Genomic DNA, 12,962 nt, shown 5'->3' with positions numbered 1-12,962 from the left:
TTGGTAAAGAGATTATTACAGGAAACAAAAGAATACACCGCAGCAGCACTAGCAACTCCTGTTTTTATGATTCTTGAAGTAGCAATGGAAATGATAATTCCACTTCTTGTAGCAGACTTAGTAGACAAAGGTGTTGAAGCGGGCAACATGAGCGAGATTTACCGAATCGGTGGCTACATGCTCATTTGCGCAGTTGTAGGTTTGTTTGGTGGTGTAATGGGAGCTGTTTACGGAAGTAAGGCTTCTGCAGGATTGGCCAAAAACCTTAGAAAGAAGATGTTTGAAAACATTCAGACATTCTCATTTGAAAATATCGATAAGTTCTCAACAGCAGGACTTGTTACACGTCTTACAACAGACGTAACAAACGTACAGAACGCATTTATCATGGTTCTTAGAATGGGATTCAGAGCACCAGTTACAGTTATTGTAGCTATGGTACTTTCTTTCAGAATCAATGTACATATTGCATCGAACTTCTTTTTTGCAATGGTCATCATTCTTGCATTCATGACTTTTGTACTTATCAAGACAAGACCATTATTCGAAATTCTTATGAAGAAGTACGATGACTTGAACGCATCTGTACAGGAAAATGTCACAGGTATCAGAGTTGTAAAGGCTTACGTTCGTGAAGCATTTGAAAAGACAAAATTCGTTAAGGGCAGCCAGGGCATATACAAGGCAGCAACAGCTGCAGAAAAAATGATCGCCTTCACAATGCCAATGATGAGTGCAGTTATTTATGTATGTATCATCCTTATCAGCTGGTTTGGTGCCCATGAGATTGTTATCGAGGGCACACTTACAACTGGTGAGCTTGTTTCGTTATTCTCATACTGCATGAACATTCTTACGTCACTCATGTTCTTCGCTATGATTTTCATCATGGTTACAATGTCAATAGCCAGCATGAAACGTATTTATGAAGTACTTGAGGAAAAGACAACAATCACAAATGGTGAGAATCCAATCTATGAAGTGCCAGATGGATCAATCCAGTTCAAGGATGTTGTCTTCGGATACAACAAAACAGCAGAGCGCCCAGTTCTTGACCACATCAATCTTCAGATTAACTCTGGCGAGACAATCGGCGTACTTGGTGGAACAGGTTCAGCAAAGACTACTCTCGTTTCAATGATTTCACGTCTTTACGATGTGGATGAGGGTGAAGTTCTTGTAGGTGGCAATAATGTTAAGGATTACGATGTTGAGACAATTCGTAATCAGGTTGCCGTAGTTCTTCAGAACAACGTACTTTTCTCTGGAACAATCGCTGAAAACCTTCGTTGGGGCGATAAAGATGCAACAGACGAGGAAGTAAAGCGTGCAGCAAAGCTTGCATGCGCAGACGAATTCATCGAGAAGTTCCCAGATGGCTACAACACACACATCGAGCAGGGTGGTACAAACGTATCAGGTGGACAGCGCCAGAGACTTTGTATTGCGCGAGCTCTTCTTAAGAAGCCAAAGATTCTTATCCTTGATGACTCTACATCAGCAGTAGATACAGCTACAGATGCAAGCATTCGCCGTGCTTTCCGTGAGGAAATCCCTGGCACAACAAAGCTTATCATCGCTCAGCGTATCTCATCTGTTATGGATGCAGACCGAATCATCGTTATGGATGATGGTAAGGTCAACGACTTCGGTACACACGAAGAGTTGATGGCTAGAAATGAGATTTATAAGGAAATCTATGAGCAGCAGACAGGCGCCGGTAGCGGCGACTTTGACAAGGCTCAGGAAGGAGGCGAGGACTAATGGCTAGAGGACCACAACCAGGATCAGTTCCTAAACTGACAAAAGAGCAGAAGGCCGCAAGACGAGGAGTTCTCGGCCGCCTTGTTAAATATGTAGGAAGCAGATACCCAGTACAGCTTGTACTTGTTATTATCTGCATCTTCCTTTCAGTAATCTGCAATGCAAAGGGAACAGCCTTCATGCAGGAGCTGATTGATTCATATATTTTGCCAATGATACAGACTGGCAGCACAGATTTTGGACCACTTGCAGATGCTATCAAGACTTTGATTGGATACTACGCAGTTGGTATCATCGCAATGTTCTCATACAATTTTATTATGATTTTCGTTGCCCAGGGCTCACTTAGAGACTTGAGAAACGAGATGTTTGAGAAGATGGAGGATTTACCAATCCGCTACTTCGATACACATGCACATGGCGACATCATGTCTGTTTACACAAACGATATTGATACACTTCGCCAGATGATTTCACAGAGCTTCCCACAGATGTTCAACAGTGCAATCACCATCATTACAGTATTTGTTTACATGCTTATGATGTCACCAACCCTTACAGGCGTGACAATCGTAATGATTGCTTTGATTACTCTTGTTACAAAGACACTTGCTGGTACATCTGGAAGATACTTCCGCAAGCAGCAGAAGGCCCTTGGTGCAGTAAACGGTAACATCGAGGAAATCATGAACGGACAGAAGGTTGTTAAGGTATTCTGTCACGAAGAAGAAGTAATGGAGAAGTTCAACGGACTTAACGAGGAGCTTTTCGAGAACGCTTATCGTGCAAACAGACTTGCAAACTGCTTAGGCCCAGTAAACATGCAGCTTGGTAATGTAAACTACGTTATCTGCGCAGTTGTTGGTGGAACACTTGCCCTCAATGGCTGGACAGGACTTACACTTGGAGCGCTTGTTTCATTCCTTCAGTTTACTCGTTCATTTATCATGCCAATCCAGCAGGTATCACAGCAGTTCCAGTCAATCGTTCTTGCTATGGCCGGTGCTGAGCGTGTATTCGAGCTTATCGACCAGGTACCAGAGACAGACGATGGCTACGTAATGCTTGTTAATGCAAGAGAAGAGAATGGCGAAATTGTTGAGTGCGAAGAGCGTACAGGAATGTGGGCTTGGAAGCACTTCCACAAGGCAGAAGGCACAACAACTTATAAGAAGCTTGAAGGTGATATCGTCTTTGATGACGTAGACTTCGCCTACAATCCAGACAAGACTGTCCTTCACAACATCAAGCTTTTCGCAACACCAGGCCAGAAGATTGCCTTCGTTGGTGCAACTGGTGCCGGAAAGACAACTATCACAAACCTTATCAACAGATTCTACGATATCGCTGATGGAAAGATTCGTTACGACGGAATCAACATCAACAAGATTAAGAAGGCGGACCTTCGCCGATCACTTGGTATCGTACTTCAGGATACACATTTGTTTACAGGCACAATTGCTGACAACATCCGCTACGGTAAGCTTGATGCTACTGAAGAGGAAGTAATTGCAGCAGCAAAGCTTGCCAATGCAGACGGATTTATCCGTAGATTGCCTCAGGGTTACAACACAGTAATCAAGGGCGACGGCGGCAACCTTTCACAGGGCCAGCGCCAGCTTCTTGCAATTGCCCGCGCAGCAATCGCAGACCCACCAGTACTTATTCTCGACGAGGCTACTTCATCAATCGATACTCGTACAGAGAAAATCGTACAGGACGGTATGGACAAGCTTATGCACGGCCGTACAACATTTGTTATCGCCCACAGACTTTCAACAATCCGCAACTCTGATTGCATCATGGTTCTCGACCAGGGACGCATCATCGAGCGAGGTAACCATGAAGAGCTTATCCAGGAAGGCGGTAAGTACTACCAGCTTTACACCGGTAAGATTCAGAATGCGTAAAGCTTTGGATTTTGGGCTGGCTCAGGCCTGGTTTCAGGCTGAGTGAGTTTAATAGATTTGGAAACCTTCGCAGTGCTTCGGCGCCGCGGAGGTTTTTTGTTGTGTAGGGGAGTGTAGTCCGTGGCGCATTTGGCTGTGTGGGGGAAATAGGCCTGATTTTTGATGCTGGTGATTATCGGCTATATTGGTTGACAAGTTTGATTTCAGCAGGTATAGTATCAAACGAGTTTTTGAAAGATTTGTTTTCATATAACAATCTAATTTGTGGGTTCATGTATCGAACCCGAAATCCCATTAATACTTTAAATTGAATTAAATCATCGTAGATATACTCTCAGTCTGCCAGCACCAAGCGGCGGCCTGAGGGAATGGGCTTTTCGCTTGTGCGTTGGCTTTTATGGGCTGGTTTAGCCTGGCTGTGATGATAGATGATTCATGTTGAGAAGGAAAATAGTAGTAGAAACCGTGGCTACGACAGTGCGGCTTGGTAAAAAGGAATAATAGGCAAAGATTATTGCTGTAAATGAGGGGCTGCAACCTGGTATAGCTGAAAATAGGTGTGCCGGCACCCGAATGATGCTCGAAAACACGAAGAAATAGGGCAAGGTGGGATTTACGTGTCCGGAAAGAGTCGAGAAGACACGAAGAAAGAGAGAAAGCTGGAATCTACGTGTCAGAGAGGAGGCCTGGAGACACGAAGAAGTAGAGAAGAGGGAGATTTACGTGTCCAAGAAGAGCATGGGAGACACGAAGAAATGAGGAAAGCTGGAATCTACGTGTCTAGGAAGAGACCGGAAGACACGAAGAAAAGAGGAAAGAGGGGACTTACGTGTCAGGGGAGAGGCCGGAAGACACGAAGAAAAGAGGAAAGAGAGAATTTACGTGTCTGAGAAGAGACCTGGAGACACGAAGAAATGAGGAAAGAGTGAATTTACGTGTCCGAGAAGAGGCCGGGAGACACGAAGAAAAGGGGAAAGAGTGAATTTACGTGTCAGCAGAGCGCGCAGGAGACACGAAGAAATGGGGAAAGAGGTAATTTACGTGTCTGGGAAGAGCATGGGAGACACGAAGAAATGGGGAAAGAGGTAATTTACGTGTCCGAGAGGAGGCCGGAAGACACGAAGAAATGGGGAAAGAGGTAATTTACGTGTCCGGAAAGAGACCTGGAGACACGAAGAAAAGAGGAAAGAGGGGACTTACGTGTCAGGGGAGAGGCCGGAAGACACGAAGAAAAGAGGAAAGAGAGAATTTACGTGTCTGAGAAGAGCATGGGAGACACGAAGAAAAGGGGAAAGAGGTAATTTACGTGTCTAAGAAGAGTTCGGGAGACACGAAGAAAAGGGGAAAGAGTGAATTTACGTGTCAGAGAAGAGCATGGGAGACACGAAGAAGTAAGAAAAGCGGGGGTTTACGTGTCAGCAGAGCGCGCAGGAGACACGAAGAAAATGAGAAAGTAAGAATCTACGTGTCGGAGCATAGGAAAGGAGACACGTAGAAAAAAGAAAAAGTAGGATTTACGTGTGAAAAAGGAGCAAGAGGATATGAAAAAGTTTTATGAAGAGTTAACGGAATTAAAGAATGTATTAAATCGAATTGAGAAACTTGAAAATAAGAATATGAATATAGATGGTCAAACAATTAGTTTTTCCAAGCGAAAAAGTGGCTACCAGTACTACATATACCACTCAGATGGAAGCCGCACTTATGTAAAGAAAAGTGATTTGGATATTATCAAGAATATGGCGCAGCAGGAGTACTATCGAGATTTGAAAGAAGCTGTGACTAGGCAAATAAGAGCGCTGGAGCAGTTCCTGGCTGACTATAACGCGGAGACAATAAATAAAGTATACGAGAATCGAAGCCACGCGAAGCAGATTCTGATAGAGCCGCTAATCCAGCCGGATGCAGAGTTTATCCAGCAGTGGTATCAACAGAATCCTGGGAATCAAAATCCATTCCCTGAAAAAGGGAAATATATAACTGACAAGGGCGAGTATGTAAGGTCGAAGTCGGAGAAGATATTGGCGGATATGTTTTACAAGCACAATGTGCCATATCAGTACGAGCCGGCACTTAAGCTTAAATCGGGAAGGACAGTGTATCCTGACTTTGTGTTGCTTAATACAAAGGAGAGGAAGACATATTACTGGGAGCACTTGGGTCTGGCTGCAGAAGATGACTATGCCAGCAAGAATCTGGAGAAGATTAATATGTATGATAAGAATGGAGTTGTTGCAGGAGAGAATCTATTGATTTCTATGGAGACAGAGTTCTCTTCGCTAGATATCAAACAAATTGAGCAGAAAATTAAAGAGAAGTTAGTGTAATCAATTGGAAAACTACAGAATGTGGAGAGGATGAGAGAGGCTACTGTAACTCATTTGGAAAATATAGAAGCAGTAAAAGATATAGAAAGAAGGCTGTTCTTCAATTATGTTGCATTAGTTGAGTCCAACATAAGTCAATACAATTAGAGTAACAGTAGGAGAAATAGAAGAAAATAATTGTCGTTACATAAAATGTAACGTATAATGATGCAAAGCAAAAAATAAGAAATATAGAGTTAACTAAAAAGTAATTAGAATTCATATAGGCATGTGAGAGCCAATCAGTACAAAGAAAAAGAAATGTTTAAAAATAACATATTGGGCTAAATGAATTCTATGAACTATTACATCTTATACAGTGGCAACCTGAAGCGACTGTGAATAGTAACAAGAAAAGATATAAAGAAATTACTGCAAAAAAGAGGGGACCTATGAAAGAGATAATCCTGGATACACCAGAAAAGAACAAAATCTATATGAATCCACAGCGCCAGCGCTTGATTCGTCTTATGCAGGTAAGTGGGGAGGCGATGACTCCAAAGCAGTTGTCAAATGAGCTTGGAATATCACCATCGGCGGCCACAGCCCACATCAAAAAGCTGGAAAGCCTGGGGGTACTGAGGCTTGATCACACGAAAAAGATAAATGGAATCACCGCCAAGTACTATGCGCTGGAGGATGTGAACATCTCCCTGAAAACTAATGAACAGCAGGATGATAGCGTAGTAAATGAGCAGGAAGTGTTCCTAAACTACATGATGAATGAAAACTGGCAGGGATTTTTAGAATATAAGAGAAATCTTTGGGCTAGAGGTGAGAAAAACACAGACGTACCTGCACCGGTCACTGGCGATGTGATAAGTTCAGTAGCATTCCTCACAGACGAAGACGCCGCAGAGCTGAAGAACTATATAATTGATTTCCTAGCGGCCCACGCCGATAAACAACCAAATACTAAGCCATGGAGCACAACACTCCTGGCCTACCCAGTAGATAAGAAGTAGCAAAACCAGAACTGTAAACAGCACACACAACGAGGTAGAGACATGAAAATTTTAACACAGTACAAAGGATTGACGAGGGCAAATTATGCGTTAGCTATCGGAAGAATGGTCACAAATATGGGTGCCATGATTATGCCAATGCTTACGCTGATTTTGAACCAGAAGTTTGGGCTTTCTGCATCAGAGACAGCCTTATGGATAATGCTAGCGGGCCTGATCAACCTACCAGCGAATCTGATCGGTGGCCAGCTGGCAGATAGAATCAGCAAGAAAGCAATGATAATTGCCTGCGACTTGGTATCCATAACTATTTATCTTATCTGTGGAGTAAAGGCCTTCAACTTTGCATCCTTCATTATGATAATGGTGGCAAGCTTTTTCCAGACAATTGAAGGCCCAGCCTATAGCGCGCTGGTGGCCCTTGTTACCCCACCGGGCAAGGAGGATAAAGCCTTTTCCATCCAGTACATGGGCGCAAACGTTGGCTTCATTCTGGCTCCAATCATCGGAGGCTTCCTGTTCAATAATTACCTGTGGCTGTGCTTCATTATTGACGCGGTTACAATTGCCATGTCCACAGTGCTGATTATTCTGTTTGTAGATGAAAAAGGATACCAGACAGAAGATGCAGAAACTACAACAAACAAAGCACCAGCAACCCAGGTAACTCCAACAACCCAGGTAAATCCAGCAGCTAAAGGTTTCATCAGCATGCTTATAAAGACTAACAAACCTGTAATTCTTTTCATGCTGGCCTTCGCATTGTACGAAGGTGGTTACAGCCAGTTCTCGTACCTGATGCCAATCGACTTCGCCAAGTATCACGGGGATATGGGCGCTACCATCTACGGAACAGTAATGAGCGTAAGCTGCTTCCTAGTAGTCATCCTGACACCGATAATAACTCAAATAGTTGAATCAAGAAGCAACCAATGGAAGCTTGTCGCCGGCGTAGCCGCTCAAATCCTTAGTTTTGGCGTATTTCTAGTAAGCCTTGGCCACATTCCAGCCTACTATATCGCCATCGCAATCTTCATCGTAGGCGAGATTCTTACCATGCTTTGCTTCTCACCATACATTGTGCAGGCAGTTGGGCCAGAGTACAGGGGCCGAGCATTTGGCTGGGTGAGCTTCCTGGGGGCAGTGGCCAGCGGTTATGTCATGTGGTACTCAGGCAGATATGTGGATGCAAACGACGACAGAAACGCCTGGATTTTAACCATTGTCATCTGCGTGGTAGCCCTCGCCTTATCGATTTTGCTTGATTTCGTCACCAGAACTAGGCCACAAACCGAAAAAGGCTGCCCAAACAGTCAGTTATAAACCATAACAAAACGATTAAAAAATGTGATATAATAGAGCCATAGATTAACCACCAATTAACAGTCGTTTCGGAATAATAGGTGAAAAATATGGTTTTTAATCCGATAAATAAGGAGAGATTAATGTCTACAGATGAGAAGATAGCTAGCGTCTCTGCCTCGTTTGCAATGGAGGACATGATACTCACACCGCAGGAGCTTGAACGCGGGAGAATGATCATTGAAAAAGAGATTGATGTGGAGGATGTGGTCCGCGAGATTACATCTAGGTATGTTTCAGTAGGATAAGCCTATGATGGATGAATATTACCGCTATGAGTACGAGGATAACGGTCAGTATTGTTATCCCCACACTCACATTCTCAAAAACAAACTTGATATACACGACAAGGAGCAGCTCTTCAAAGCAGAGCAGGAGCTTAGCTCCGCGCGGTACTTTGAAATCAGCCAGCGCCCAATTCCTGGAGATTTTTCTTTGCAACATCTTTGTGCCATTCACAGGTACTTGTTCCAGGATATTTACGAGTGGGCTGGCAAGATTCGCACCGTAGATATTTCAAAGGGCACGATCTTTTGCCTGACGCAATTCATTGAAATAGAATTTAAAAAGGTTCACGATTGGATTATTGCCAATAATTACCTGAAAGATATAGATGATAAAGAAGTGATGGCGAAAAAGCTGGCTTACCTGATTGGCGAGATAAACATGATTCACCCATTCCGAGAAGGCAACGGCCGCGCCCAGCGCGTATTCATCGAATACATCTGCAAAAACAGCAATCACTTTGATATAGATTTTTCTAAAACAACTAAAAACGACATGATTCTGGCCAGCAAAGAAAGCTCCGTTCTGAACTACGGTCCATTCGAGGAGCTTTTGTATAAATGCCTGGTAGAAATCACTGAAGAAGATTCATAACTCCTTCGGTAGAATGGTTGGCTTGCGCGAGCATTGCCTGACCGGCCTGCTGAAGGATATTATTTTTTGAGAGACTAACCATTTCTTTTGCCATATCTGTGTCGCGGATTCTAGATTCTGCGGCTTGGGAATTCTCCGTAACATTATCTAGATTCTTTATAGTATGTTCCAAACGATTCTGATATGCTCCCATCCTTGATCGTTCATCGCTGAGGTAATTGATGGCGAAACCGATTCTTGTGATTGCATCCTCCGGACCATTAGGTACCATGAAATCGACTGTTGTAATATTCATAGCATCACAAGAAACATTAGGAAGAAGGATGTAAATCTTGTTGTCCATGTCTGCTTCCGCACCGCTGTGAATATTGATGTCTGCACTGCGACTTGAAGGTTTTGTACCGTAAGTTGCATCAACGGGAACTGTTTCAGCGTAACCGAGCCCGAAAAGTCCATATCGCGAGGTGGCACGAGTGTTATAAGAATTTACATTTTCCCATCCCGCACCAGTTGAAGCACTAAATTTTTCAAAAGTAACCTCAGTAACGGTACCGGTTGAATCAATTGAAGACCAAACGGTTGCTTGAGAAGCAGAAGAACGGTCATCGTATATTACAAGTGTACTGCCTTCGATGGCGTATTTTGTATAGTGATTATCTGGATTGCCAAGTTCGCCGGAAAAATCTTTTGTTCCTTCCATTATCCTATTCAAAACATCTGTAGCGGAGGTGGCACCTTTTATACCGATTGTATAAATGTGGTGCTGTCCACTTTGTGTGGCAGTATTTGTTTCGGAAGTGGCATCAAACTTGATACTATATCTGTTTTGACAAGAACAACAGGTAGAATATATACCTTTACCATCCAGCTGTGACACAGAATCTGCAGAAATGCCAGAGAAGTCAATATATGTTGCAGAGTGTGGTATGGTTGCAGTGCCAGTAAGCTCTTCATCAGAGCCTTCTAGTTTGTAGGTTACATTAACTGTTGTGTTGTATGTGCTTGCCATATAGCCGTTAGTCAATGAAGCATTATCTATGCCGTTTTGTAACCATTCAGGTAAATCTGCACCTGAAGTTATAGTCTTTGTGTAGGCAGGAGTAATCATATCGCCCTGAATATTAACAGGGAGACCCTTAAGAACAGGAATTTTATTGAAAAATGTTCTAGAACGAACACCGTCGATTTCTTCTTTAATCTGATCAAGCTCGTCTTGGCATGTTTGACGGTCTGCCTGAGAAAGTGTGCCGTTTGCGGCGTGGATAGAAAGCTCATTGGCGCGCTGAAGCATGTCATGAATTTCTGACATAGCACCGTCCGCAATTTGAACTAGGGAGATGCCATTTTGAGAATTAACAGAACCTTCATTGAGACCACGAATTTGCTTTCTCATTTTTTCAGAGATAGCAAGACCTGCAGCGTTGTCTGCTGCACGGTTGATTTGATAGCCGGAAGAAAGCTTTTCCGTTGATTTCTCTATGAGGCCAGTAGTGTTACCAAGAACTCTGCTGCTATTTGATGATTGTAAATTGTGTGTAACAACCATTAAATAAATCTCCTTAATTAGTAACCAGTTATCTTTGATATCGACATTACATATTGAAATATTATAGAAATAATAAAGTTATAAAAAATAATTATCTGAGGTCATTTTTCTATAAAGAAAGCCGACATATGAAGTGTAACGTGGAAAAAGCCTAGAAAGGCGATACAAAGGGTGCGATTAATGGTAGTACAACACAATATGAACGCTAGTAATGCTAGCCGTATGTACAACTTAACAAATGATTCCCTTGGAAAGAGCATGGAAAAGCTTTCCAGTGGATATCGTATTAATCGTGCAGCAGATGATGCTGCAGGCCTTTCTATTTCAGAAAAAATGCGTCGCCAGATACGTGGATTGAATCAGGCTTCAACTAATGGTGGTGATGGCATATCTTTGGTTCAAATCGCAGATGGCGCTCTCAATGAAGTGCACGATATGCTTCAGCGCAGCAACGAGTTGGCGGTTCAAGCAGCAAACGGTACACTGTCAGACAGCGACCGCAAGAACATCAATGCCGAAATTGAAAAGATTAAAGATGAAATAAATTCCATTACAGCAAGAACAAAATTTAATGATATACAGGTGTTCAGCAAGGATGGCTTTGTGCCAAAACTAAAGTCAATCGACGCTACATCAACACAGGAAACAGCAGTAGATAAGCTAGCTGCGAAGATTTCTGATGAGTATTTTCCAAACGCAGTAAGTCAGATTTTGTCTGCATTCCCATCTCTTGGAAATAAGATAAATGAGCTGGCATCAGGGGACAAAACACCTTATGATACAAAGCTTTCAATTGAATATATAGATGGAGTATATGGAACCTTAGCATATATGAGCGCAAGCTTTAGAATATTAGGCTCAACACAGGAATTTGCATCAGGTTCCCTCGGCATGACCGTAGACGAGGAGGATTTTCCATCATTAAATTTAAGCGATTCTCAGTTGCAAGAATTAGAAAGTACCATCGCTCATGAGACCATGCACGGTATTATGGATGTAGCGATGCCAAGTGGAATGTATAGTCGCGATGGTTCTGCAAGTGATATGCCAACCTGGTTTGTTGAGGGTACTGCTCAGTTGGCAGGCGGCGGCTATACAACAGGATGGAATAACAGTCTCATAAATTTGGCTGGGAAGCTTACAAGCGCAGAGGATACCAGCCAGGATTCTGCAATCGCCGCATACCTGAGCCAGGGCGGTGACTATACGGTCGAAAGTAGACCATATGGTCATGGATATTTGGCGGCAGCCTATGCTAGTTACCTTGCAGCAGATGGCAATGGTGTGTCAGTAAGCAATCTGCGAAATGGTGCAGATAAGATTTTTGGAGCCTTGATTGATGATCAAACAGGCAGCTTTAGCTCGATTGTTTCAGGGCAAACTGGAGTTGCAGTAAGCGATATCATTAGTGCTATTGATTCGGGAAGTACGTCAAGCTTTTCGGAAAAACCAGACAAGCTAAGCGCTGTTGAATTTGTTCGTCAACTATCCTATTACAGTGTGGGAGGCGCTGGCTCGCTCATAACTGACGATTTGAAGATTGGTGGAACAGCAATCCTTGGCGATACAGCTAATAAGGACACTCAACCGATACGAATTACAAACGTTGAAAAGAATTACAGCACACTTACATCCACAACCACAAGCGGGGGAAATGCCAATGTAATTCTTCATCTGGGAACAGATGCTGATATGACAAACAAGCTAGAAATCAGGCTTTATAACATGAATTGCGAAGCACTTACAATCGATACAACAGAGGTTTTGACAGAGGATACAGCCACATCGGCAATAGATGAATTCGGCAAAGCGATAAGGATTGTCAGTGGTGTTCGTAGTTATTTTGGAGCCATGCAGAATCGCTTGGAACATACCATAAAAAACCTTGACAACGTGGTGGAAAATACTGATGCAGCAGAATCTAGAATTCGCGATGCAGATATGGCAGATGAAATGGTGACTTTATCCAAGGATAAGATCCTTGCCCAAGCAGGCGAATCAATGCTTGCTCAGGCAAATTCAAGTACAGATGGAGTCATGGCACTATTACAATTCTAAACATTCCGTGAAAGCGTCCATTTTGGGCGCTTTTTTCACATTAAATTAACATATTTTTTCCTGAAACAGGCTAAAGTTAATAATAAGAAGTGCCGATAATGAAATCGTAAAA

At 42.9% G+C, this 12,962-nt stretch carries 9 protein-coding genes; 8 read left to right on the top strand and 1 reads right to left on the bottom strand.

All coding sequences use genetic code 11. The features are described from left to right. The 7 genes from T375_RS12420 (at window position 1) to T375_RS12385 (ending at window position 9,246) form a co-directional block, all read left to right on the top strand. Window positions 1–1,764, top strand: a complete 1,764-nt coding sequence (locus T375_RS12420; RefSeq protein ID WP_044939115.1) for an ABC transporter ATP-binding protein — start codon at window positions 1–3, stop codon at window positions 1,762–1,764. Further along, window positions 1,764–3,674 (top strand): ABC transporter ATP-binding protein, encoded by a 1,911-nt coding sequence (locus tag T375_RS12415; protein WP_044939112.1) that lies wholly within the window; start codon window positions 1,764–1,766, stop codon window positions 3,672–3,674. The genes T375_RS12420 and T375_RS12415 overlap by 1 nt, the downstream gene beginning before the upstream one ends. A gap of 1,541 nt (window positions 3,675–5,215) precedes the next feature. Then, the gene (locus tag T375_RS12400) at window positions 5,216–6,001 is read left to right on the top strand and encodes a hypothetical protein (protein WP_044939104.1); all 786 of its coding nucleotides are present in this window, start codon (window positions 5,216–5,218) and stop codon (window positions 5,999–6,001) included. A gap of 377 nt (window positions 6,002–6,378) precedes the next feature. Then, entirely contained in the window at window positions 6,379–7,005 is a 627-nt protein-coding gene (locus T375_RS12395; protein ID WP_197019861.1) for a winged helix-turn-helix domain-containing protein, read from the top strand. 42 nt (window positions 7,006–7,047) lie between these two features. After that, entirely contained in the window at window positions 7,048–8,328 is a 1,281-nt protein-coding gene (locus T375_RS12390; protein ID WP_044939100.1) for an MFS transporter, read from the top strand. Window positions 8,329–8,450: 122 nt separating this feature from the next. Next, window positions 8,451–8,615, top strand: coding sequence for an antitoxin VbhA family protein (locus tag T375_RS13650; protein WP_155952521.1), 165 nt, complete (start codon window positions 8,451–8,453; stop codon window positions 8,613–8,615). 4 nt (window positions 8,616–8,619) lie between these two features. After that, a complete protein-coding gene (locus T375_RS12385; protein ID WP_049960436.1) occupies window positions 8,620–9,246 on the top strand; it encodes a Fic/DOC family protein in 627 nt (208 codons plus the stop codon). Here the strand turns inward: T375_RS12385 and T375_RS13850 are convergent. Further along, on the bottom strand, window positions 9,227–10,792 hold the full coding sequence (locus tag T375_RS13850; RefSeq protein ID WP_044939097.1) for a flagellin N-terminal helical domain-containing protein: 1,566 nt from the start codon (window positions 10,790–10,792) through the stop codon (window positions 9,227–9,229). The genes T375_RS12385 and T375_RS13850 overlap by 20 nt on opposite strands. A gap of 180 nt (window positions 10,793–10,972) precedes the next feature. Between T375_RS13850 and T375_RS12375 the strand changes: the two genes are divergently transcribed. Next, window positions 10,973–12,850, top strand: a complete 1,878-nt coding sequence (locus T375_RS12375) for a flagellinolysin (RefSeq protein WP_044939094.1) — start codon at window positions 10,973–10,975, stop codon at window positions 12,848–12,850. Window positions 12,851–12,962 lie beyond the last annotated feature (112 nt).

The sequence above is a fragment of the Pseudobutyrivibrio sp. LB2011 genome (assembly GCF_000701765.1).
GTDB lineage: Bacteria > Bacillota > Clostridia > Lachnospirales > Lachnospiraceae > Pseudobutyrivibrio > Pseudobutyrivibrio ruminis.
This window is presented reverse-complemented; position numbering and strand designations above follow the sequence as displayed.